The sequence below is a fragment of the Janthinobacterium sp. JC611 genome, assembly GCF_018682595.1.
GTDB lineage: Bacteria > Pseudomonadota > Gammaproteobacteria > Burkholderiales > Burkholderiaceae_D > Janthinobacterium.
In genome coordinates this window covers 22171-45877 of record NZ_JAFLJN010000037.1, presented here as the reverse complement: position 1 = coordinate 45877, position 23707 = coordinate 22171, and the positions used below count along the sequence as shown (strand labels likewise).

The 23707-nt window shown below is 57.3% G+C and carries 23 protein-coding genes; 22 read left to right on the top strand and 1 reads right to left on the bottom strand.

What is annotated here, in order from left to right:
* Nucleotides 1–12: 12 nt before the first annotated feature.
* Genes traE through J0O65_RS22630 form a run of 16 tightly spaced genes read left to right on the top strand, consistent with a single transcriptional unit; the run spans nucleotide 13 to nucleotide 17037 of the window.
* Nucleotides 13–615 (top strand): type IV conjugative transfer system protein TraE, encoded by a 603-nt coding sequence (traE, locus tag J0O65_RS22705; protein WP_215409473.1) that lies wholly within the window; start codon nucleotides 13–15, stop codon nucleotides 613–615.
* Nucleotides 566–1372 carry a type-F conjugative transfer system secretin TraK gene (locus J0O65_RS22700; RefSeq protein ID WP_152252700.1) on the top strand — a complete coding sequence of 269 codons (807 nt, stop codon included), beginning with the start codon at nucleotides 566–568 and terminating at the stop codon, nucleotides 1370–1372. Before traE ends, J0O65_RS22700 begins: the two co-directional genes overlap by 50 nt.
* Nucleotides 1373–1378: 6 nt before the next feature.
* Nucleotides 1379–2761, top strand: a complete 1383-nt coding sequence (locus J0O65_RS22695; protein WP_215409472.1) for a TraB/TrbI/VirB10 family type IV secretion system protein — start codon at nucleotides 1379–1381, stop codon at nucleotides 2759–2761.
* The gene (locus tag J0O65_RS22690) at nucleotides 2745–3521 is read left to right on the top strand and encodes a DsbC family protein (RefSeq protein WP_215409471.1); all 777 of its coding nucleotides are present in this window, start codon (nucleotides 2745–2747) and stop codon (nucleotides 3519–3521) included. The genes J0O65_RS22695 and J0O65_RS22690 overlap by 17 nt, the downstream gene beginning before the upstream one ends.
* A gap of 2 nt (nucleotides 3522–3523) precedes the next feature.
* Nucleotides 3524–4186 (top strand): TraV family lipoprotein, encoded by a 663-nt coding sequence (locus J0O65_RS22685; protein WP_215409470.1) that lies wholly within the window; start codon nucleotides 3524–3526, stop codon nucleotides 4184–4186.
* 26 nt (nucleotides 4187–4212) lie between these two features.
* Complete coding sequence (gene traC, locus J0O65_RS22680; RefSeq protein ID WP_215409469.1) at nucleotides 4213–6780, top strand: type IV secretion system protein TraC; 2568 nt, start codon at nucleotides 4213–4215, stop codon at nucleotides 6778–6780.
* A 5-nt stretch (nucleotides 6781–6785) separates the two neighbouring features.
* Nucleotides 6786–7130, top strand: coding sequence for a hypothetical protein (locus J0O65_RS22675; RefSeq protein WP_251373923.1), 345 nt, complete (start codon nucleotides 6786–6788; stop codon nucleotides 7128–7130).
* Nucleotides 7127–7651: a conjugative transfer signal peptidase TraF gene (gene traF / locus J0O65_RS22670; protein WP_353056232.1), complete on the top strand. Its 525-nt coding sequence runs from the start codon at nucleotides 7127–7129 to the stop codon at nucleotides 7649–7651. The genes J0O65_RS22675 and traF (J0O65_RS22670) overlap by 4 nt, the downstream gene beginning before the upstream one ends.
* A 12-nt stretch (nucleotides 7652–7663) precedes the next feature.
* Nucleotides 7664–8359, top strand: a complete 696-nt coding sequence (traW, locus tag J0O65_RS22665) for a type-F conjugative transfer system protein TraW (RefSeq protein WP_251373922.1) — start codon at nucleotides 7664–7666, stop codon at nucleotides 8357–8359.
* A complete protein-coding gene (locus tag J0O65_RS22660; protein ID WP_215409466.1) occupies nucleotides 8356–9363 on the top strand; it encodes a TraU family protein in 1008 nt (335 codons plus the stop codon). Before traW ends, J0O65_RS22660 begins: the two co-directional genes overlap by 4 nt.
* A 55-nt stretch (nucleotides 9364–9418) precedes the next feature.
* Nucleotides 9419–10132 carry a type-F conjugative transfer system pilin assembly protein TrbC gene (gene trbC / locus J0O65_RS22655; RefSeq protein ID WP_215409465.1) on the top strand — a complete coding sequence of 238 codons (714 nt, stop codon included), beginning with the start codon at nucleotides 9419–9421 and terminating at the stop codon, nucleotides 10130–10132.
* Between the two features lie 2 nt (nucleotides 10133–10134).
* Nucleotides 10135–11448 (top strand): conjugal transfer protein TraN, encoded by a 1314-nt coding sequence (traN, locus tag J0O65_RS22650; RefSeq protein ID WP_215409464.1) that lies wholly within the window; start codon nucleotides 10135–10137, stop codon nucleotides 11446–11448.
* Nucleotides 11442–11855, top strand: a complete 414-nt coding sequence (locus tag J0O65_RS22645) for a hypothetical protein (RefSeq protein WP_215409463.1) — start codon at nucleotides 11442–11444, stop codon at nucleotides 11853–11855. Before traN ends, J0O65_RS22645 begins: the two co-directional genes overlap by 7 nt.
* Nucleotides 11852–12706 (top strand): conjugal transfer protein TraF, encoded by an 855-nt coding sequence (gene traF / locus J0O65_RS22640; RefSeq protein ID WP_215409462.1) that lies wholly within the window; start codon nucleotides 11852–11854, stop codon nucleotides 12704–12706. Before J0O65_RS22645 ends, traF (J0O65_RS22640) begins: the two co-directional genes overlap by 4 nt.
* Nucleotides 12707–12716: 10 nt before the next feature.
* Complete coding sequence (locus tag J0O65_RS22635) at nucleotides 12717–14138, top strand: conjugal transfer protein TraH (RefSeq protein ID WP_215409461.1); 1422 nt, start codon at nucleotides 12717–12719, stop codon at nucleotides 14136–14138.
* 25 nt (nucleotides 14139–14163) lie between these two features.
* Entirely contained in the window at nucleotides 14164–17037 is a 2874-nt protein-coding gene (locus tag J0O65_RS22630) for a conjugal transfer protein TraG N-terminal domain-containing protein (protein WP_215409460.1), read from the top strand.
* A gap of 2 nt (nucleotides 17038–17039) precedes the next feature.
* Here J0O65_RS22630 and J0O65_RS22625 read toward each other — a convergent pair whose 3' ends face one another.
* Nucleotides 17040–17372 (bottom strand): hypothetical protein, encoded by a 333-nt coding sequence (locus J0O65_RS22625; RefSeq protein ID WP_215409459.1) that lies wholly within the window; start codon nucleotides 17370–17372, stop codon nucleotides 17040–17042.
* A gap of 152 nt (nucleotides 17373–17524) precedes the next feature.
* Between J0O65_RS22625 and J0O65_RS22620 the strand changes: the two genes are divergently transcribed.
* The 6 genes from J0O65_RS22620 (at nucleotide 17525) to J0O65_RS22595 (ending at nucleotide 23426) form a co-directional block, all read left to right on the top strand.
* Nucleotides 17525–18094: a hypothetical protein gene (locus tag J0O65_RS22620; protein WP_215409458.1), complete on the top strand. Its 570-nt coding sequence runs from the start codon at nucleotides 17525–17527 to the stop codon at nucleotides 18092–18094.
* Between the two features lie 30 nt (nucleotides 18095–18124).
* The gene (locus J0O65_RS22615) at nucleotides 18125–19123 is read left to right on the top strand and encodes a S49 family peptidase (RefSeq protein WP_215409457.1); all 999 of its coding nucleotides are present in this window, start codon (nucleotides 18125–18127) and stop codon (nucleotides 19121–19123) included.
* Nucleotides 19124–19245: 122 nt separating this feature from the next.
* The gene (locus J0O65_RS22610; protein ID WP_215409456.1) at nucleotides 19246–20487 is read left to right on the top strand and encodes an RNA-guided endonuclease InsQ/TnpB family protein; all 1242 of its coding nucleotides are present in this window, start codon (nucleotides 19246–19248) and stop codon (nucleotides 20485–20487) included.
* Nucleotides 20488–20552: 65 nt separating this feature from the next.
* The gene (locus J0O65_RS28395; protein WP_502793586.1) at nucleotides 20553–20921 is read left to right on the top strand and encodes a zinc ribbon domain-containing protein; all 369 of its coding nucleotides are present in this window, start codon (nucleotides 20553–20555) and stop codon (nucleotides 20919–20921) included.
* Between the two features lie 282 nt (nucleotides 20922–21203).
* Nucleotides 21204–22922 (top strand): hypothetical protein, encoded by a 1719-nt coding sequence (locus J0O65_RS22600; RefSeq protein WP_215409455.1) that lies wholly within the window; start codon nucleotides 21204–21206, stop codon nucleotides 22920–22922.
* 12 nt (nucleotides 22923–22934) lie between these two features.
* Complete coding sequence (locus J0O65_RS22595; protein ID WP_215409454.1) at nucleotides 22935–23426, top strand: hypothetical protein; 492 nt, start codon at nucleotides 22935–22937, stop codon at nucleotides 23424–23426.
* The last annotated feature ends 281 nt before the right edge of the window (nucleotides 23427–23707 follow it).

Below are 23707 nucleotides of genomic sequence, written 5' to 3'. Positions count from 1 at the left end.
AAGGAGAGCACCGTGAAACTGGAAACCTATCAGGATGACCTGGCCGCCCTGCGGCGCCGCGTATTTGACCAGCGCCTGGCCATTGGCATCCTGTCTGTTTGCCTGATGCTGGCATTGACCATCATTGTCCGCATCGTGGGCACGGAGCGCACTGTCATTGTGCCGCCGGCCATCAATAAAACATTCTGGATCGAGGACGGCAAGGCCAGCAACGACTATCTGGTGCAGATGTCCGGCTATATCGCCTACCTGATGCTGGACGTCACGCCGAAGTCGATCGAATGGAAGAAGGACATGCTGCTCAGCTGGTGCCTGCCGGAGAACGCCGGCAGCATCAAGACCCGCCAGGATCTGGAGGCGGCAAGACTGAAGAAGCTCAATGCCAGCACCTACTTCCAGATGCAGCAACTGGTGCCGGACGAAGAAACGCAATCGGTCACGATGACCGGCTACCTCAAAACCCAGGTGAACGGGGCCAATACCTCTGACAACCTCAAGACCTACCGTGCGGACTTCGTCTTCCGTGGCGCACGCGTGCATTTGAAAGATTTTAAGGAGTTGAAAGATGGAAAACCGGATACTGCCATTGGCGTGGCTGCTGCTGGGGCTCGTTGAGCTTCCCGCTTGGGCCGACCAGACCAGAGAGGTGAGGGACGGCGCCACCATCGAGGCGGTCATCGCCGCACATGAACCGACGCGCATCCGCATCGAGGGCAGCAAGATCATCGACGTCGTCGGCAACATTTATTCAAGCAGCAACTGTGCGTCCAAACCTGCCGATGCCAGCCTGCCCGTAGCGCCAGGCGCCGGCACGGCCGTCAATCCCGGCGGCCAGCTGTCGCTTGCCTGCGATCTGGCAAAAGGCGAGATCTATATTCAGCCGGTGGGCACTGCTGCCAAGCCGATCAACCTGTTTATCTCTTCCGCTACGGCCACCTACACCTTGCGCCTGAACCGCGCGGAGGTTCCCGCAGACACCATCGTGATCTCGGACAAGTCGGCCAGGCGCCAGGCCAGGGCAGCCAATGCCGTCGGCGCGGCGCCGGCGAGGTCCGCCACATTCATCCGCTCCCTGAAATCGATGCTGATGTTCATGGCTTCCGAGCAGGTGCCCGACGACGTTCGGATGGAAGAGCGCGACGAAGCGCGCCTGCTGTGGGCGGAAGCGGAAATGAAGCTCATCCGCCAGTTTGAAGGCCGTGGCCTCATCGGCGAGACCTATGTACTCAGCAATGTCAGCGGCGCGCCGCTGGTGCTCGCAGAACAGGAATTTGACCGCGACGATGGCGATGTCCTGGCCGTCGCCATCGACAACCTTAACTTGCGTCCGAACGAGAGCACGCGGGTTTATGTCATCAGGGCAGGGGAGTGAATCGCCATGCGCATCATGCAAACATTGAAATCCTGCACGGCACGGTTGACGCCCAGGCAGCAGCAGTACCTGGCCGCCGCCGGTATCGTGACAGCCTGCATTGGCGTCTTGTGGGCGGTACTGGCCTATTCCGAGTCCGGCAGCCCCGCCCGGCAGCTTCCCAAGTCGACCGACAAACGCGCCACCGTCAATGTGGATGATGCCAGCATGATGGTGCCGGGCCAGATCTCGCCAGAAGATCAATGGGTTGGCAATGCCGGCAAGAAGCTGGCCCAATATGATAGTGACAAGGAAGCGCAAGACAAAATTAACAGCGATCGCAAGGCCGTCGAAGCAGCCTTGCTCAAGCGCCTGGCGGATCTGGAAGCAAAAACCGCCGCCACGGCAGAACAAGGGCCCCCGCCAGCGCCGCCTGCGCCAGTTACGCCGCCAACACCACAGCCACCTGTGGCCGCTCCGTTGCAGTACCCTCCCGGCACGCCACTAGGTGGCAACGCGCCGCCAGGCCCACCCGCCATCGACGCAGCCAGTGGCAACACCGGCGTACTGCGGCCAAACGAGCCACCGGAGACGCCCGCCCCCATGATCCGCGTGTCTCTGGGCGCCGCGACAGACTCCAGCGGGAACACCGGGGCCGCCAAGGAGGCCGGGGGCAATGTGGTGAAACCAGTAAACACGCTGGACGACTTCCTCCCAGTCGGCATCCTGCCGGGAGAACTGCTCGGCGGGATCGATGCCCCGACGGGCGGCCAGGCCCAAAGCAATCCGCTGCCGGCACTCATCAAGATTTCAGCCGCCGCTATCCTGCCGAATCAGTTCCGTGCGGACGTCAAGGAATGCTTTGTGGTTGCCTCCGGCTATGGAGACATCAGTTCCGAACGTGCGTACCTGCGCACCGACGTGCTCTCCTGCATCCGCTACGATCGCTCGGTGGTCGAGGTCAAGATCGAGGGCAACATCTTTGGGGAGGATGGCAACCTGGGGCTGCGCGGCACGCTTGTTTCCAAACAGGGGCAGCTGCTGGCCAATGGACTGCGCGCAGGGATCGTCAGCGGCATCGGCCAGGGTTTTGCACAAGGTAACAGCTCATTTACGACTTCGCCGTTTGGCACCCTGTCGACGACGACCGGCGGCACCGGCGACCAGTTCCGCCGTGGCATTGGCAGCGGCATGGGAAGCGCGCTCAACAACCTGGCCAACTATTACATCCGGCTGGCCGAACAGACGTTTCCCGTCATCGAGGTGCATGCGGGCCGCAAAGTGGACGTGGTGCTGACCCGTGGCGTGCGTATTCCCGCGCGGCCCATGTCACGCAGCGACGCGGACCGGCAGGATCAGCTCGGACTTGCCGAGCGCACGATGGAGGTTCCCAATGACGAAGCTGACTAGACTGGGCCTCGCCGCACTTGCCTGCGCGGCCACTTTTGTCTCCCACGCCAGTACGGCCGAGGACACACTGCTCGCCGCGCTGAAGCGAACCTATCCCGGCACGGCCTTTGATACGGTCACGGCGACGCCGATCCCCCACGTCTTCGAGGTGTGGATGGGAGAGAACGTCGGCTTTGTCGCCGATACCCGCCCTGACTACATGATTTTTGGACGCCTGGTCGATCTGCGCGCCATGCGCGACCTGACCGAACCGAAACTGCAGCAGCGAAGCAACGCCGCCAGCCCGGCAGCACCGACGGCAGCGGCGATCAATGTACGCCAGCTGCCGTTGGTCGATGCGATCGTCTCCACGCAGGGCAAGGGCGAACGCGTCCTGTATCTCTTCACCGATCCACATTGCCCGTATTGCCGCCAGCTCGAACCTGAACTGGTGAATATCCCCAACCTGCGCATCTACAACTTCATGGTGCCATTCCAGGACCAGGCTTTACCTCTGCGCATCTGGTGTGCTGCCGACCGCCTGGCTGCCTGGCGCAGCGCCGTCAGCGGCGCGCTAGACGGGCAGGGCGCACCAGCCCAATGCGCCCATCCGCTCGACCGCAACCTGGCCCTGGCCAGCAAATTGGGCGTGCAGGGTACGCCAACCATTTTTTTCACTGACGGCGCACGGGAAACCGGCTTTATCAATGCCAGCGAGATCGAGGCCCGTCTGGCGCAGGCCGCCTCCAGCCGCCAAGCCAGCAAGAACCCCAAGGAGTAATCATGCAGCTGATTCCATCGAATTCGTTCCGCGTCAACAACCTGTCCGCCGCAGCGGTTTGCCTGACGCTTCTTGCCGGGTGCGGTGACATGACGGGTCTGGGCGGTAAGTCCGAGTATGCCTGCAAGGCGCCCGAAGGCGTGCAGTGCAATTCCGTATCCGGCAATTACTACAACTCGTTGACATCGGGCGGCGGCGTGGCGGCCAAAGGGGTTTCCACAAAAGGAACACCACGCGCAGCCCCGCGCAGCATGTACACGATCGCCAAAGCGGCCTCCAGCGCCAGTTCCATGCAGGGACCGCCTGCGTTCGAACCCGCCGCACTGCGCTCGCCGCCGCGCGTCATGCGGCTGTGGATCAAGCCGTGGGAGGACAGCGACCATGATCTCCACGATCAGTCCTTTGTCTACCTACAGACAGACCCAGGCCGGTGGCAGATCGCCCATGCCCAGCGGCAGATCCGTGATGCCTATGCGCCCCTGAAACCGCCCACACCTCAGCAGGCGTCATCTCCGGGGACGGCGTCTCCCTCAGCACAGGCAAATTCCGGCGCCGAAACACGGCCAACCTCGCCGCCAGCGGGAGCGCTGACCGATCCTCCCATCGGGGCCGTCACGACGGTTCCAGAAGGCGCGCCGTCTCAAGCGCCGGCAACAAACCCATAGCGGTGTTGGATGCAGAGAGGACAAATATGTTCAAATTTTTTACGCCCGAAAAAGCTGGCGAAGGGATCGGCGCTGGCATCTGGGATCTGTTTGGCTTAAGCCGAGGCGAGGAGTTTGCCAAGGATCAGTTTGCCAGCTGGCTACCATACGGTCCCTATGTCGACAGCGAGCAGCTGTTCATCAATCGCCATCACCAGCTTGGTTTCATGCTCGAACTCATGCCCCAGGGTGGCGCTGATGAGCGCATGGTGGAAGTGCTGCAAAGCCTGTATACCAACTGTCCCGCCAACACGGGTGTGCAATTTCACCTGTTTGGCTCGCCGGACATCCGCGCCCCGCTGATCCAATATGCCAACATGCGCATGGAAGACGAGGATCAATATGAAAACTCGCAGCAGTGGGGCCGACCGGCCCGGAACAGCAATCTATATCGCCAGTTGGCGCGCCAGCGCGTGCAACATCTGCTGGCCGGAAGCCAGAAATCCCTGACGAAGGGATTTCATTTTACGCTGCGCGACTTTCGACTGATGATGAGCGTCACGACGGATGGACGCCCCGATGATATCGGCCAGCGCGAAGCGGCCATCAGTTTGCGTGACTCAATGGCAAGCACCCTTGACGCCGCCTCTTTACCCAGCAAAGTATGCGAAGCGGCCGACTTAATCAACTGGTGCGCACTGTTCACCAATCCACACCGGCTCACAGATGGTTTCATCCCACGGATAAACTACGATGAGGGTAGGGAATTGCGGGATCAGATTGTGGACTTCGATACCGTCCAGGAGCCGACCAACGAAGGCATCCGGTTTTCGAAGGCAGGCAAGCCGCAGCAGGTGGAAGCACGCTTCTTCTCCATTAAATCGTTTCCTGGACGTTTCCCCCTCTGGCAGATGGGTGCGCTCATCGGCCACGCCATGCAACCGGCACTGCAGTACCGTGCGCCGTTCCTGCTCACCATGGGCGTGCACATCCTCGATACGAACACGACGCGGACATTGATTACGGCGAACCATATCCGCGCGACACAGAACGCCAGCAGCAAGATGGCGGCCATCATGCCGGACGTGCAGAAGAAGCAGGAAGACTGGAGTGCAGTCGCCAATGCCATGGATGTCGGCGGCAACCTCGTCTCGATGTACCACCAGCTGGCCATTTTCTCGCCGCCCGCCGAGGCGACGGCGGCGGCAGAAGCGGCCAAGGCCATCTGGCGTGCCAGCGGCTTTGAACTCAACGCCGATGTGTACATGCACCGCCAGGCGCTGCTGGCGAGCTTGCCCATGACCCTGACGCCCGCATTCCACAATGATATGAAGAAGATGAAGCGGGTGACGCGCAAATCCATGGCGAACGCCATCCATCTCGCGCCCCTGCTGGCGGAATGGCGAGGAACTGACACGCCAACGCTCATCTTCGCCGGCCGCCGCGGCCAGCTCGTGACGCTGGACCTGTATGACAACGACCTGGGCAACTACAATTTTGCCGTCGTCGGCGCCCCAGGATCCGGCAAGTCCGTCACCCTCAACGAGATAGCCTGGTCATACCGTTCCGGCGGTGCGCAAGTGCGCCTGCTGGATCTCGGGCGCTCATTCGAGAAGCTGTGCAAGAAAGCCAATGGCACGCATGTCGAGTTCAGCCCCCGCTCGAAGATCATTTTGAACCCGTTTACGGCGGTCAATGACATTCACGAAGACATCGATATGCTGTTGCCCGCCCTGGCGAAGATGTGTTCCATGAGTCAGCAATTGCAAGAAGTGCAATATAAGGCCATTTCAACGGTCCTCCTGAAGCTATGGAAATCCTACGGCAATGATCTGACGATCACCGCGTTGCGCGACGAATTCAAGACCGGCAGTATTGCTGAACTCGAAATCAAAGGCGATGACCGCATCCGCGATCTTGCCATCATGCTCAATCCGTATTCGAAAGACGGGCAATACGAACGATTCTTCGAGGGCAAGAATAACGTCGATTTTTCGAATGACTTCGTCGTGATCGAAAACGAAGAACTCAAACGCAAGCCAGATCTGCATGCCGTCGTCAATATCCTGTTGATGTACCAGATCACCGGCGAGATGTACCTGAACCGCGATCGCAAGAAGCTCCTGATCATCGATGAACTCAAGCAACAGCTTGGAGAGATCGGTGCAGACGACCCGGTCAAGGCCGCCGTGGTGGAAGAAGCAGCCCGGCGTGCGCGCAAATACGGTGGTGCACTGGGCACCGCGACGCAGGGCGCCGATGACTATTACGGTTCGGTGCAAATGACAGCCGCTTTCAACTGCTCCGACTGGGTTTTCTTGCTGCGGCAAAAGCCGGAGTCGATTGAAATCCTGGAAAGCAACAAGCGCATCGTCATGGATGCGGCCAAAAAGCGGCTACTTAAATCGCTACGCACCGAGGCCGGCGCCTTTGCGGAAATGTATGTCTCGTCGCCGATCGGTGAAGGCGTCGTACGCCTGGTCATTGATCCCGCCACACAGCTGCTTTTCTCGAACAAACTCGCCGATAACAAGCCGATTGATGCCTTGCGTGCCCAGGGCTACTCCATCGACGAGGCCATCGCCCGGGTACTGGCCGACAGGGGAATCCAATGAGAATCATGCTGATCAACATCTTCGTATCGGCCTGCTTCGTGGCGATCGGCATTGCGGCATATGACCGGCTGGTGCTGCGGCCGATGCTGGTCATCGGGGTCGTCGACGTGGCGAACGTCTTCAATGCAAAGCAGGAACAGGTCTTTAAAGCCATGGCGAGCAGCCGTACCGACATAGAACGGCGGCAGGCGATATCTGACGCTGAACGATTCGTCCCCCGCTTTGCTGCTGCGTTGGCGCAATTGCCGCAAGAGTGCGCATGCCTGGTGGTCGACAAAACGGCGGTGATCGGCAGCCGCGCGACGCTGATCGATCTCACTCCATTGCTCAGAAAAAAGGTGAAACTGTGACCCGCGATTTTTTTCAGCATGCGCGCAGACGCTGGTATCTGTACCTGGTGCTGGTCGTGATCTGGACGCTCGCCTATGTGCGTCTGTTTATCGATACCACCCCGCGCTTGCCGATTCTGTTTAATGTGACCCCCAGCTTGCCCTACACGGTCGCAGTGGTCGACTACCGGGCGAAGGGCATCCATCGCGGTGATTATGTCGTCTATGCATTCGAAGGGGCGGCGTACCGCATCTTCCCCGGCCTGCACCACCAGCCGTTCTTCAAGATCGTGCGCGGCGTGGCCGGCGACAAAGTGACCGTCCGGGATCGCCACGTGTTCGTCAATGGTGAGGAAGTCGGTTTTGCCAAGACCCATACCAATGTCAAACATCTCCGGCTCGATCCCATCGCCGAGATGGTGATTCCGCCATCGTATTTTTATGTGCAAGGCACCAGCCCGGACAGCTTCGATTCACGCTACAGCATCAATGGCCTGGTACGCGCCGACGCGGTCCTGGGCGTCGTCATTCCGATCTTTTGACGCGAGGAGAAAATGATGGCATTGCTTGAGCCGACACCCACGACACGGGGCTTTCACAGCCTGCCATGCGGTGAGCTGGCCATGCGCGCCTTGTCGATCCTGGTGCTGGCCAGTGGCCTCATGGGAGCATTGGCAAAGGCCGAGGAACTGGCCGCGATCGGGCCGACGTATCCGATTGCCGAGCAAAATCTGCTCGAGATGATTGCCCAGCGCCTGCGCGCGCTGGAAAAGAGCGGTCAGCTTCACGCACTGCAGGAGCAGGCGATCGCCAAAGGTACGGCGGCCGTGGCCAACCCGGCACCGGTGGCGGGTTTGACGCCGGCGAAGGCTCCACGAACCGTCTATGTTGACCCCACCTACGTGCTCGACAAGAACATCCTCGACGCACAAGGTCACGTCCTGTTCCCCGCAGGAACCCGTACCAACCCGCTCTCGATCACGTCCATGTCGAAAAAGCTGCTGTTTTTTGACGCGCGCGATCCGGCACAGACAAGGATGGCGCGCAGCCTGCTCCAGCGCGATGGTGCGCGGATCAAGCCGGTACTTGTCGGCGGTTCGTATCTGGAGCTGATGAAACAGTGGAAAACGCGCATTTACTTCGATCAGCAGGGCAGATTAGTAGGGCGCTTTGGCATCCGGCATGTCCCGGCCTTGGTCTACCAGGAAGGCATGCGCCTGCGCATCGACGAAATCGTGGTGGCCAGATGAGCCCATTCAAACATACCGTCGCAGTAATCCTGCTCCTCATCGGGGTAGGCCATGCCCAGGCGGCGCCGGTCGGTACCTGCACTGGCGCCTTTCCGAACCCGATCACGGATATCTGCTGGTCATGCATCCTGCCGATCTCGCTGGGCAGTTTCACTTTGGGCAACCTGGGCGGCCAGGAAGACACCGCCAATCCGTCCAGTCCGATTTGTTCGTGCAAAGTCAATCCGGTGATCGGCCTGTCCATCGGCTTTTGGGAACCCGTGCGCCACGTGGAAGTGGTGCGCAAACCGTTCTGCCTGGTTTCCCTCGGTGGCATCGATCTCAATCCGGCCATCCCTGCGCCGGAAGCCGCCCGGGCCACGGACGCAGGCGGCGCCCAGGACGCCTTCTACCAGGCGCATTTTTATGTCAATCCGGTCATGTACTGGCTCAAGGCGGTCGCCGATTTTCCTTGCCTGGAGGCCGGTTCCTTCGATATCGCCTACATGACCGAGGTCGACCCTCTCTGGGCCGACGACGAGCTGACACTCATTATCAATCCGGAAACGGTGCTCTTCGCCAATCCGGGCGCCGTCGCCGCCTGCGCTGCCGACTGCGTTGCCGCCACGGCGGGATTTGGCCGCCCGGAATTATTCTGGTGCGCCGGCTGCCAGGGAGGTCTTTTCCCGCTCGATGGCCACGCCGCCTACCACGTGGGCGGTGTGCGCACCGCCGAATTGATGATGCAGCGCCTTACCGCCAAGATGCACCGCGAGTTGCTGACGTGGGGCATGCATGGCCATAAAGGGCTGTGCGGGCCGTACTTCCTGCCGGAAATGGACAAGACGGCCTATAAATCCCAGCTGACGTATCCCATTCCGGCCACCGACAAGGAACTGGGCAAATGCTGCCAGCCTTTTGGCCGCACCACCATCGCCTGGGGAGCGGGCAAGGAATACCCCGTGAAAGGCGAAGATTTTGCGTTTATGTTATTTCGAAAAAGGAACTGCTGTGTTGGCTACTAATCCAATTCAAGTGCGCCTTGCGGGCGCCAGGCCCGGGCCTGCTGCACTGCGTGCCATGGCAGGGCTCGTTGCTCTGTTCCTGGCCCAGGCCGTGGCGGCGCAGGCGATACCAACGATCACCGACGCGGACATCGAACGCGCCAAAAAGCTGCAGCCGGTCATCACCGAGCAGGATATCGCGCGCGCCATGCACACCCATCCCATGCCGCAAGACCCGCCGCCAGGGCCTATTTCCACTACCCCACGGATGCGGATCGACGCCTTGCCCCAGCCTCGCCCAACGCCACCCGTCGATCTGGGCGCCATTGCCAAAGGCTACGAAGCGGCATCTAACCCAATCGCGCTTGCCGCGTTGAATGGCGACCGGCTGCTGGTCTTTGTGACCTTCGCCATGCCGCAAGCTGCGCTGCACAAGCTGGCAATGCAAGCCGCGCAGCTGCAGGCGACCCTGTTACTACGGGGCCTGGACGACGGATCACTGGTCAAGACCGTGGTGCATGTCCAAAAAATCATGGGCGAGCGCAAGGTGGCATGGCAAATCGATCCGCAGGCATTTGACCGCTTTGCCGTACGCCAGGCACCGACCTTCGTTTTACTCAGTGCCGGCGCGCCCGCCCAGGCCTGCGGGGCAGGGAGTTGTTTCGCACCGGATGCTTATGTCCGCGTCGCCGGCGACGTCTCGCTTGAATACGCGCTTAAAACCATCCAGCAACGCGCACCGCGCTTTACTGACAGCGCCGGCCGCTTCCTGGACAAGATGGGGAAATAGCCATGCGCCGCCTGATCGCCCTGACGACCGCCTGCTGCCTGAGCAGCATGCAGCCTGCCATTGTCTTGGCGCAAGTCAACGAGGATCTGGCCGGCGCCACGGCTGCCAACCAGGCGGCCCGGGCCAGCGTCACCACCCAGAGCGCCACTGCCCACGTGCCCGGCTATACGCTCACGCCACCCGAAACCGTCTACCACGGCAAGAGTAACCTCAAAAGCGATGCCAGTACCCACCTGGCGGCCTGCGCCTTGACACCCGGCGACCCGGCGTGCGCGGCGCAAGTAGGTGCCCTGAACTCGGCCAACACGCCGCGCCCGCCCGTGCTGGCCACCGATCCGACTATCGCCGCCGCGCAAGCCATCGTCCGCGATCCCCTGAGCGCCGAGACGACGCTGGCCGCGTACACCACCGGCTGCCCCGCTGGCGCTACATGTGCGCCAAAAACGTTCTGTCTCGGTACGCAATGTTTCAGGACGAGTTATACGAATGACGTCGATTTTGCGCAGGTCATGACCTACATGGAGGCCGTGCGCGAGGCCGGCGTCTATCTTGATCCGAAGACCATGACGTTGTTCAATGGCGAGGGTAATACCTGCCGCAACCGGCTCCTCAAAAACTGCTGCTATACCGATGGCGCCGGGGCCCACTTTACTAACCAGTCCCTGTTTGGCATCGGCTCGCGCCTGGTATTCGACATCCTGATGAACAGCGGCAACCGCGAGTTCATCACGCAAGGCGCCAAAGCACTGCTGACCAGTGGCGGTTTCAGCGGCAGTTATACGACGTTCGGCGTCACGGTGGCCGTCAATGGCACGGCGCTGCCGGCGGGATCGGTCACGCTGGCGACTACCGAACACCTGGCGATCGCGTTCAATCCCTGGAGCCTGGCGATGACTGCGGTGATGTACATCGCGGTGTCGATGATGTCCTGCAACGCCGGCGAGGGCAAGCTGGCGATGAAGGAGGGCGCCCAGCTATGTCACACCATCGGCACCTGGTGCAGCTCCTGCATCCGGGTATTAGGTAAATGCGTGGCGTGCATCGAGCACACGACCTCTAAATGCTGTTTTAACTCGCGCCTGGCCAGGATGATCAACGAACAGGGGAGGGCGCAGCTCGGCATGGGCTGGGGCGCGCCAAAAAATCCTGCCTGTTCCGGTTTTAGCGTGGATCAATTGCAAAGCATCGACTTCGCAAAACTGGATCTGACCGAGTTCTATGCCTCGATCGTGCCGACGCTGCCCAACGTGGCGGCAATCAAGGACGCTGCCGGCCAGCGCGCGCCAAGCTGTTATCTGGGGAGAGGGAAATGCTGAATCGAACCACGACGTACAAAGTTTCTCTTGCCCTTTGCTCCGCCATGCTCGGCGCCGCAGCCAGCGCGGCCCCGGAAGCCGCGCCACGCGTGGCGGTGAACGATCCGAAAGTACTGATGTTGGCGGCCATCGATGCACCCGACGGCCGTGCAGCCGGCGTGTTGACGGGAGAACTGGCGGACGCGATCACCCGGCGCTTCTCTGCCACCTCTGCGCTCTTCATGGAGGTCACGACACTGGCCCGCTACGCCCAGGACGGCTGCCGCCGGCTCAACGTCCGATTTTGGCAGGAAGGCGTCAGGCTCGCGGCAGGGCAGGTACCAAACAAGCAAACGATCGATATCGGCATCAATTACTGCCGCAATGGCCAGCCGCCCGCCAATCTGCGCCTGGAGAAAGCGCCATGAGAAAGTATCCCTATTGTCTGGCAGCGCTGCTCGCCTGCGGAGCAGTACACGCCCAGGTTCCCGCCAGTGTCCCTGCAATCGGCCACGCTGCTGGCGCGCAGGCCGATGTGCGGCGCGGCTGGCATTTCTATGACGACCCGGCAATACACGAACCGCAGAAGGACTCAGTACCGCCTGCGCCAGTCGCCCCGCCAAAGCCCGCCATGCCGCAGCCACCGGCTGAAGTCAAGGCGCTGCGTGAGTTGCAGGTGCAGCTGGAACAGCTCAAGGCCGTCGCCGTCATGCATCCAACTATCTCCAATGTGCGCCGCTACATGGAACTCGAATCGAAGGTCCTCAGGAATGCCTCGCTGTTCGCCGACCTGTCGCAGAAAGTGGCGTGGGCCAATCCGGACCTGGACCCCACCACGCAGGGCCGCCCCGTGAATGCCCAGGCGCTGGAGGTATTTGAACAGGTACAAATGCAGGAGAGATCTTCCGCCCTCGCCAACATCGGGAGCGACCACATCCTGATGTTCTTCTTCCGTGGCGATTGTCCGTACTGCCATGCCTACGGGCCGGTATTGCGGGCATTTTCCACGAAGTACCGTATCCAGGTGCTGCCAGTCAGCCTGGATGGCGGCGCGGTGCCGGGCTTTACCAATGCGCGCACCGACAACGGTACCGCCGCCACGCTCAACGTCAAGCAGGTTCCGGCGCTGTTTTTGGCACAGCCCATCACCGGCAAGATCATGCCGGTCGGTTTTGGTGTGCTGTCGGAAGGCCAACTGGTGGAACGGATCGACGCCCTGCGGCCGCGCGCCGCAGAAGCCGTCGAAGCGCCGCTGACAACCAATTACTCATCTCGTTAAGGAGCTCATCATGCCTATGCGCAAACTCATCATCGCACTTTCCCTGTCCACCAGTACCCTTTATAGCCATCTGGCCTTCGCCGGCGACCTGAATGCCGAAGTCAACAAGATGTTCAACGACCTCGGCGCGATCGGCAACTACTCGGCGCCGGGCGCCTTTCGTGGCCAGGTCTACAACACCTATAGCGGCGGCAGCCTGATGCTGCGCGCGCCGAACAAGACGTATCAATTAATGGCAATTAATTACCCGACGGCCAAAGCTGGCTGCGGCGGCATCGATCTTTTCGGCGGCTCGTTCTCCTACATTTCGGCGGCCGAATTCAAGAACATGCTCAAAAACGTCACCTCCGCGCTGCCAGGCGTGGCGTTTCAGCTCGCGCTCGAATCGGTGTCCCCGATGCTCGGCGGTATCACCAAGTGGACCAAAAACCTCGAGTCCATGATGACGAATGCGCAAATCAATTCCTGCAACACCGCCAAATCCCTGGTCTCGTCGGCCGCCGAGGCCACGGGGTTCAGCTCCAGCAAGGCCTGCGAGGACATCGCCGTCTCGCTGGGCCTCGAATCGGACTATGCCGCCGCAGCCGTCCGCTGCAAATCCGACAAAGGTTCCATTCTCGATACGGCGCGCAAATCTTCCGATCCCCTGGTCAAAAACAAGGCCCCGTTCGTCGGCAACCTCACCTGGGAATCGCTCAAGCTCGCCGGCAACTACCTGGACGACAAGGAGCGGGAAATGATCATGAGCATGGTCGGCACCGTTATTTTCTATCCGGAAGGACGAGACCCGAATCCAATCGCACCGACTTTCACATCGATCTCCCAGCTGCTCTATGGCCAGTCGGATGCCGGGAGCGGCAACGTCCACCAAACGGTCCTACGCTGCAACAACTACACCAACTGCGACCAGGTCACCATCGACCCCGAGTACGTCCATACCCCGTTTACAGTCAAGGTCGAAAAGCTGATGCGCTCGATCGCCTACAAAATCGAGACGCGCACACCGATTCCCAACATGTCGCCGGAGGTCGGTTTTGTGAACCAGACCAGTGAGCCTGTCTACCGCATGCTGTCGATCGGGGCATCGTTTCCCTCTGCCACAGCCAATGAGCAGCTGATTGCCACGTATCGGGATGTGATTGCCGCAGATTACGCCTACATGTTTCTGGAGAAGAACCTGCGGTTGGGAATGCAAGCTCTGGAGAAAGATTTTAATTTGAACAAAGATCAAATCGAGCGCTCCAAGGTCATCCGCCGGCGAACCAGTGACATGCTGGCCCAGCTGTCCCGCGAAAAGACCCTCGTCTACCAGAAGGTGAATTCCCTCACGGAGGTGTCCAACGACCTGGAACACCTGGAACGGCATATTCGCGCCAATATTCCGCAGCATGTGCTTGATATGTTAGGTCGCCGGGCAGCCTACATGCACTGATGACCGGAAAACGAGGAGAAATGTCATGTGGGAAATTTTTGCTTATCAAAACTCGGATAGTTTGTACGGACTCATGAACGCGGTTGCTGCCATGGTCGGCGCCAATACCTACCGCAATGCGCTTGGCATCACGGTCGTGTGTGGCTTCGTGGCTGCCCTTGTCGGCTATGCTTTCGCTCCGGAAAAGATGGTGGGCTGGAAGTGGCTCGCCTCGGTCGTCCTGGTATTTTCAGTACTCGTGGTGCCGAAGGTGACCGTCGGCATCGTCGACAAGACAGGAGGTTCGGCCGAAGTCTTCATTAACAACGTACCGTTCGGTCTGGCGGTGTTCGCTTCGCTGACCAGTACGGTCGGCAACAGCCTGACAGAACTCGAAGAGGCGGCCATGCAGGTGATCCCGGGGCCGGCCGGCATGCCGGATAAGCTGAGCTATCAAAACAATGGACTCATGTTCGGCAGCCGGCTGGTGCGCGAAACGTCCAAGGTCGTGTTCCAAAGTCCGTACTTCAGGAACGATTTGATTAATTTTCTGCACCAGTGCACGATGTACGATCTGGCCTCTGGCTACATTTCACCGGAAGCATTTGCGACCTCTGGTGACGTTTGGGCGCTCATGGGGGATCCCAATCCTGCCAGGTTTACCGGCGTCACGAATGCGGCCGGCACGGCGGAGTTGCTTCCCTGTCCGCAAGCTTATACCAAGCTATCGGCAAAGATGCCTGCCGAAGTACAGCGTATCCAGGGCACACTGGCATTCCGAATGAACCCGACGCTACCCGGACCGGTCGCAGCGGCGCTGATCGCAGACCAGGTTCAGCAGGCTTATATCAAAGCAAGAATCGCGGACGCCTCGGCCACAGCAGCCGACATCATCCGCCAAAACGCACTCATCAATGCGGTGAACGACACCAGCCTTCTGGCGAGCCAAAAGGTCAACGATCCGGCCACCATGATGCTGGCTATCGGCCGCGCGCAGGCGGTGGCACAGACCAATGCGGCATGGATCAACGCTGGAAAAGTAGCAGAACAAGCACTGCCCGTCATCCGCAACGTGGTCGAAGTGGTGGCGTACGCAATGTTCCCGCTGATGATCCTGCTCCTTATGTTGGCTAACGGCAAAGATACCGTGGCCGGTTTCAAGAACTATGCGTCTGTGCTTATATGGATCCAGCTTTGGCCGCCGTTGTATGCCATCCTTAACTACGCCGCGACCATGTATGCAATGCGCGACCTCGCCGCAGCCGCTAATGTTGGCAACGGCGTCAACGCCCTGTCGCTGACAACGTCATCAGACATTTTTTCCACAGCGATTTCCGGCGAAGCAGTGGTCGGTTACATGACGCTGAGTATTCCTTTCATTGCCTGGGCCGCTCTCAAGCGCATGGAGAACTTTGGCACCGCGCTCATTGATGGCACGCGCCTGCTGCAAGGAAATGTGACCACCGCCACCAATTCGGCCGCAACAGGCAATGTATCCATGGGCAATATCGCCATGGATCAGAAGACCTTGACGCCTGTCCGCTCGTCACCGTTCTTCAGAAATCGGCAAAACGATCTTTCAGGAAATAGCTTCACCACCAATGTGTTGTCTGGGCTGACTGCGGTTAAGGCATTGTCTAATGAAGGACCAGTCTCTCGGTCGGTCGAGGGCAAGGTTACGGAAAACCATGTCGCCGTGGCGACACGGTTACTGGCAGCAGCAAAATCAGACGCCGTCGTTGCCTCCAGAGAGAGAGCCACAGCTTTATCCACTGCCCTGGTGCAATCGGTCGGAACTACCGCGGCGGACATTAAGTCAAATGGTACAACCCACGCAAACACTGAAAGTTTTGGTACACGCACTAATGAGCTTCGACAAATTGCAAGTTCAATTGCCAAGGCCATAGGCGCCACCGAACAACAGGTCGCAAATGTCGCTTTTGGTGCAGAAGCCGCTTTGAGTGTTGGCACTCCGGCGCTCGGTATTATTCCAGGCACAAAACTTGGCATCTCTGCCGAAGGTAGCAAGAACTATTCCGCCGGAATAGATAAAAAGATTTCAGACATTAACAGCCATTTGAAAACTGATGACGTTTCAAAGTTCAAGGAGTGGGCAGATGCGGTGACAAACAATACCAGCTTACTAACCACCGTTACGACAGATAGGAGGAGCGCAACAGAAAATGCGGCACGCATCACCAAATCGACCGCCAAATCAATCCGGGCGGAGGCGACGTTGCGTGAACAAACGGAATATGCAGCCAGCCTGTCGGCCGCATACTCGCGCGGCGAGTCGTTTCATTTCGATCTATCCAAAGACCCTCAAAATAGTCAATTTTTTGAATCCCTCTTATCGAATAACAAAACAAGTGCTGCAGCCAGAACAATAATTGATTCGTATCTAGGTAGTATCGCAAAAACGCCGATATTACCAACTGCGACAAGTAATTTTCCTTACTCCTTCCAATCCATCAAGGAAAAGTACGAAGAAATAAAGGGTGATCCGTCACTTCATCCGGACATTGACAAACAACACCAGAATAATATGACACATGTACGTCAAGAAAATTCAAGAGATTCTGAAAAAGGGACAACAGATCATGGCGCATCGCTAAAGCCAACACACAGGGGGACGAGGAATGGGGCAGTAATAAATAGCGTTGAAACATCGTCTTCTAACCTGCATTCGGAACTAAACCAAAAATGGGAGAAAGCCGATAAGGAAATAGAGCAGGCGCGACAAAGCGAAAAAAATGATACAGGGGTTACAGAGAATCCTTCCGGACATATTTCATCCAAAAAGTCTCTTTTTCTTAAGGCAAATGAACAAGTGAGAGAAGATCCTGACCTTATAGCGGAACGTCTAAAAGAGTTAAGCGATCAAGCAAAAGAAAAAGTAAAGGATATTTTAAAAAAATAATTTCACTTTCCGTCTGCAACATTTTTCGTTACCTCGATGCCACAATTCTCGTCCATATCGATCTTAAAAATTCTTGTTTTAGAATTGCTATCGCGAAGGAACAAAAAACCATGCCATCCACTAAATCCAACAGGAAAAACAAATACCCAATCATTAAAAATTCTTTTTCCAACGAAAACCAACAAAAAAGCTATGATATAAAGTATCCATATAAATATAATGCCCATAGAAGAGCCAATTGCTATACCTAATAAAGAATCTTCAAATCTTAAAAAAATACATCCGAAAATTGCACCAGCAAAACCACATGCCAAAAATTGCTTCAGTGTTTTCATCGCCAACCTCGAAATAGATGTGGATAGTTAAATAATAATACAAAATATTTTAAATTTTTCAAGGTTGTTGCAATAATTTATTTTCATCAACTTAATTGTTGAATATTGTCAAATATTCATGACTGTTAATATCGACTACTGAGGGTTTCGAAATGAAAAAAGTTATCTTTATTATTTTTCTCGCTTCAGGGCTTCACCAAGAGGTAGCGTACTCGGTATCTTTGGCGAACCGTGAGACAGATGATAGTGTCTGCGATCTTTCACCGCTAACTACATACCGACTAGGGCTGAAACCCTTTGTGCCTGCCGGAACCCGCGACGAGTCGGAAATCTATTTTCGTATAGCAATGAAGTTCATCACGGAAAAATGCACTAATAACCAGACTCTGCTTTTGCATTCGGAGATGGGAACGTCATTCGATGATGGCTATTTCCGTAAGGTAAGTTACCAAGTGTGCAAACCTGTAGAAGTTCAGCGACAACCTGCTGGAACCGAAGATTATCCTCAAGGTTTTATGGTTCGCTGCCCAATCTCAAAGCTCAAAGAAGCCACCGCCGCATTAGCCGAAATGGAAAAAGCAAAACCGACGGAAGCCATGATTGCCGAAGGCGCGCCGATGCGAAGTGCACAGCCAAACCGGAGAGAAGAAGAAAAAAAAACGTGCGGTGACAAGATGACCTGGGAAACTGTCGTACTGGGTTGGGGGGGCAGTTGTCGCTAACTTATCGCGCCTAGCCCCCAAGGAAACGCCATGGAAAACAAAGACGATAAGAGTCAAGCTGAACTGCAGGCCACTAATCTCGCACTACTAATGTTGGCTGAGATACGCGAACAACGCGCGGGATTCAGGGAAGAACGCCTGGCGCTTGAACGGGATCGAAAATTTGCTCGCCGCCTCACCTTGACGCTGAAGTCGTTGCTCGTTCTCATGCCACTCCTGTTCGGCCTGTACTTTTTCATGCAAATGTTGCAGTTTAAAATAGGTCCCTTCGGCCCGGTCATAGGCATAGTGCACATCGAAGGCGAGATCGCTGCAACCTCACTTGCGTCCGCAGACAAGGTTGTGCCGGCCCTGAAGCGGGCGTTTGAGTCCGGCAACGTTACGCAGATAGTTCTGGCGATAGACAGTCCCGGCGGCGCGCCGGTCGAGGCCGAGCGTATCGGAAACGCGATTCACTCTTTCAGGAAAAAGCACCCGAAACCGGTAGTGGCGGCGATCAGCAACGTCGGCGCATCGGCTGCCTACATGATTGCCTTGCACGCCGACAAGATCATCGCCGGGAAATACAGTCTGGTGGGATCGATCGGCGCCATTATCGCGCCATGGCAGCTGTCGCGTGCGCTGGATCGGATGGAAATCTCGCAGCAGGTATATGCATCCGGTCACCTGAAAGCATTCTTGAATCCGTTCACACCGCCTAGCCAGGACGCGCAAGCCAAGGCGCAGGATTTGGTGGACAGGGTAGGGCGGACATTTTTGCGCGAGCTAGAGGAACGGCGCGGTCGCGCCCTGAGGCACGACGTCAACTACGCCAGCGGGGAAATCTGGAGCGGGTTAGAGGCAAAGGAAATTGGCCTGATCGATGCCATCGGCACGGTGGATGACTTCGTGGATGCTCAAAAGGAGGGGGCTGCATTCAACTTTGGACCACACCCTGGTGGATTTGGCCAAATGGGTGCCCTGATCTCAACATCGCTCATTTCTTCGCTCGACGACATCATCGCGAGGCAGAGGTTTCAGCTCAGGTAGAGGAGGGAGAGCGGAGCTGCAATTTCGTACGGTATGCGACCCATGTCAAGCCAAAATACGGCGCAAATTGGCTAGCTTTCTTGTGGCCGATACTGCCTTCACACGAGTAAGCTTGAAGAATCATGGAAAGATATCAAGCCTACAGGTTCGAGTTGAGACCAACCGGCGAACAGGAGCGCGCCATGCGCCGCTTCGCCGGCTCGTGCCGGTTCGTGTACAACAAAGCCTTAGCTCTGCAAAAAGAAAATCACGCAGCCGGCAACAAATTCATCGGCTATGTGGCTATGGCGAAACATCTGACAGTATGGCGCAACGGTTGCGAAACCCCTTGGCTTGCTGCCGCACCTTGTTCAGCACATCAATATGCGCTGAAGGATTTAGAGAAAGCTTACGCGAATTTCTTTGCTGGTCGTGCAAAATTTCCAAAATTTAAGCGCAAGGGCGACAGAAACTCCTTCCGCGTGGCAGCAAAAGGGGCAATTAGATTCGAACAAACCAACAGCCGCCTGCGTTTTCCCAAATTAGGATGGCTACGGTACCGCAAGAGCCGGGACTTTGTTGGTGAACCTGTGAGTGCAACCATAAGCCAGGCTGCTGGTAAGTGGTTCATTTCAATACAGACCCGGCGCGAGGTAGATCCGGTGGCTCCTATCGCTACTAGTGCAGTTGGAATAGATGTCGGCATCGCTCGCTTTGCCACCCTGAGCGATGGTCGCTTCATAGCGCCGCTGAACAGCTTCAAGAAACACCAGCAGTGTCTGGCGCGCTACCAACGCCGCATGAACCGAAAGGTCAAATTCAGTAGCAACTGGAAAAAGGTAGTCGCCAAAGTTCAACGGATTCACACACGCATCGCCAATGCCCGAAACGATTTCCTGCACAAGACAACCACAGCGATAAGCCAAAATAATGCGTTCGTCTGCATGGAGGATTTGCAGGTAGGGAATATGTCCAGGTCCGCCAAAGGCACTGTCGAACAGCCGGGCAAGAAGGTCAGTCAAAAGTCGGGGCTGAACCGCGCCATTCTCGACCAGGGATGGGGCCAGTTTAGACGGCAGCTGAACTACAAGATGCAATGGAGTGGCGGCATGCTGCTTGCCGTGCCGCCGCACCACACTAGCCTGACGTGCCCGACTTGCAGGCACGTATCAAAAGACAATCGGCAGACCCAGGCGAAATTCCTATGCGTCAATTGCGGCTACGCAAATCACGCCGATGTAGTTGGAGCCGTAAATGTTTTAGAGCGTGGGCACCGCTTGTTCGCCTGTGGAGCGATGGCGCAGTCAGGGCGCTCGCAGAAGCAGGAACCCATCGAAGCGCTTCGCAACTCATCGCGCCGCGCCGTAGAAATCCCCGTCCTTTAGGCGGGGAGGATGTCAATAGCCAACATCACGCGCTTGTTTGCATTGAGGATTTGCAGGTACGGAATATGTCCAAATCGCCAAAGGGATCGGTTTCACAGCCAGGCAAGAAGGTGCGCCAGAATTCGGGGCTGAACCGTGCCATTCTAGACCAGGGCTGGGACGAGTTCAGGCAGCAACTCGCCTACAAGATGGAATGGAACGGCGGCGTGTTGCTGGCCGCGCCACCGTACCACACCAGCCAGACGTGTCCGGCTTTGGGGGCGGCGGGACGGGAACGGCGCGTACGTCGCCGCTTCAACAACAAGCTGCTAGCAATCCTACAAAAAGCCGCACTTTCAAACGACTGGCGAGTGTCTTGTGAGATCGCGGCGATTCAAAGCCAATTTAATTCCGGCGATGGTTGCCTTCCGCGCAAGCTCACGGTGAAGTTCTAGGATCGGCTCGTTCGATTCCCCGCGCGGATATAGTAGGTGCAGCCTTTGTTTCAGTCGAGCCTTTAGGTAAACGGTTGTCATTGAATTCTTCCCTACTATACGGACCAGGTACCGCGCCGAGCTTTCTTTGCGCGTTTCTAGTTCCGCCAAGGCACATTCATTGATCTACCGTTAACAGAATTGTTCAACAATGCCATTATTGCTAGTAATTCGTCTATAGTCATGCATCAACGAAAATGCGGAAGAGGAGGGCGCCCCTCCTTTTCCGACCCAGGGGACTGAATGACGATCATTGAATTAATTACACACCTCTTGCCTGAAGGTACCGACGCTTTTGATTCGATGCAGAAAGAGCTCGCAGAGCTGCCGGCAACCGACTGGACAAAATGCCCAACCTGGCCCATCGATCTGTTCGCGGTCGTCGGCTCCATCATCGAGAGGTCTGGCTGCTATACATTGGCAAGTCCAAACCGCGATAAGCTTGATGAACACGAAGACTACCTTGACGAGATCGCTGGTGAGGCACTACGGTGGAATGCCACTAGTAGTGAAGTGCCGGAGACGGTAGAAAATATGTGGTGGATGCTCACGGCGATCTTCGGTAATGTACACATGCACCAGATAGCCGTCGTGCCTGATTTGGTCAAACTCCTTTTGGGTCTTTTCGCCATTGCCGACGAAGCATGTATTGGTATGGGCTGGGACGTGGATCCCGCTAACGCGCCCCAACACCAGTTTTCCTCGATCACTTTTGCTGCGCTCACCAAAGCGGATCAGGCGCTGGCATTACCCCACCTCCCGCATTCACTTTGCGTGATGGTATCGCCTGATAGTGCAGTGGTCCTGCCCAAGTCGATTAATTCGGCCGTGGGTTGCACGATCCGCAGTCTCTCGCATTATTTGGCCTTGCTGCCTCCAAGCTCGGTCCTAAATGCTTCCTGGATACTCACGAGTAAGAAGTCGCCGGCTGCCGCAGCGGCTGATCCCACAGCGCCCTATGACATGCGCTTGTTGCTGATCCCGTTTCCTTTTACGATTCATGCAGACAGCTTCAAACTCAGTTCCCCCCGCATGACCCTGGGCGACAACCATGTCCCTGCCTATTTCGAACTGGCGGCGAGTTGGCTCAAACGGAATGGCAATCAGCTGACGGGCGAGCTCTTAGCCCGCGAACTGATCATCCCACTCATTCAACAGGCGATTGCGGAAACGGGCGCCGCCCCCAATGGAATCATTCTCCCAGAATGTGCGTTAACGACAGCACTGGCTGGAGAGCTTGTGGATGCGCTCAAAGACAGCGGTATCGACTTTCTCATCACTGGCGTGCTTGATACCATTGAGGACGGAACGCACTATAACCGCGCGCTGACGTTCGCCTTCCAGGAAGGTAAGGAGGCCACCGTTGCCGAGCAGAACAAACATCATCGCTGGCGCCTCGATCGCGGGCAAACCGAGCGGTACGCCTTGCACTTCGACCCTGACCCGAACAACGATAAGTGGTGGGAAGACATCGACGTGAGTCAGCGCAAATTACCTTTTTTGGCGCTACGCAAGGACATGTCGCTGGCGACCCTCATTTGTGAAGATCTCGCGCGCACCGATCCCGCCATGACGGCCATCCGTGCGGTCGGCCCCAACTTAGTGGTAGCATTGCTCATGGATGGGCCACAGTTGGCAGTGCGCTGGCCTGGCCGCTACGCGACCGTGCTCGCCGAAGACCCCGGTTCAGCAGTCTTATCCTTTACCTGCGCCGCGATGGTGGATCGTTCTAACTGGCTTGAAGCAAAGCCGGCGAGGGCCGTGGGTTTGTGGCGGGATGGCGCAGGCCGGACACAGGAGATTGGTTTAGCCGCTGGGAGTCTTGGCGTGGTACTGACCTTGCAGTCGAAGAAGAAGCACCAAAATACGCTAGATAACCGGTCCGATAATTCCTTGTCACGACAGCTGACGTTGCGCACGGTCGTGCCACTTTTTCTTGCTGATGTACCTAATTGGTTATAGACTGGACTTATTATGGCCAACACTCAAAACAAAAAAATTAGCAGAACGCGTCGGGCCAGAGCGGCAGCGAAAGCTGTTGCTCCGCAACCAGCCGCGCCAAAGGGTCAACCTCTTGACCTCCGCCTCATTGTGCATTCCGGCAGCCGGAAGCCGTTTACCGAGGAAGCGCCGGTTGTTGCGACGGCACATCACGCGGCGCAAGTGGTTGCCAAGAAATACGGTAAGCCACCTGGTGCAGCCATGTTTAGACGCATGGGTAGGGTTGCGGCAGCGGCGCCAGTTCATCCTCAGGCCGTGGACATGGCACGTGCGGCGATTTCCAGTTTGACCGGCGTGCAAGATGAACCAAAGATGGCGGCTGTTCAGGCTGCGGTAGCGGAACTTAGCAATCAAGCGGCGGCCAAAGCCATGCACAATGTTGAGATAATGCGACGTCGCCTGGAGCAATCCCAAGCGGGGCCCGCGGTGTTTGAATCGATGCGCCGGCTGGGCATCAACGTGTGATCCAATGATAGAAGCTCCGAGCGCATGGAAAAACGGCCTTTGGCCGTTTTTTTGTGGGAACCACCTTGCCTGATAATCCGTATTATCAGGCAAGGAGGTCAAGCTACTGGTGGTGATTCATAAGCGTCCCAGGCAAGCCCCTACTTTGGCAAGGTGCTCTTGAACATCATGCAGGGCCGATCATGATGGCGACGCCACCGCCAGTGCGCAAGATCCCGGATATCATCGAGCACCTCAAGCAGATGAAGGGCCAGGCGTCGTATGCAACTATGCCGTTATAG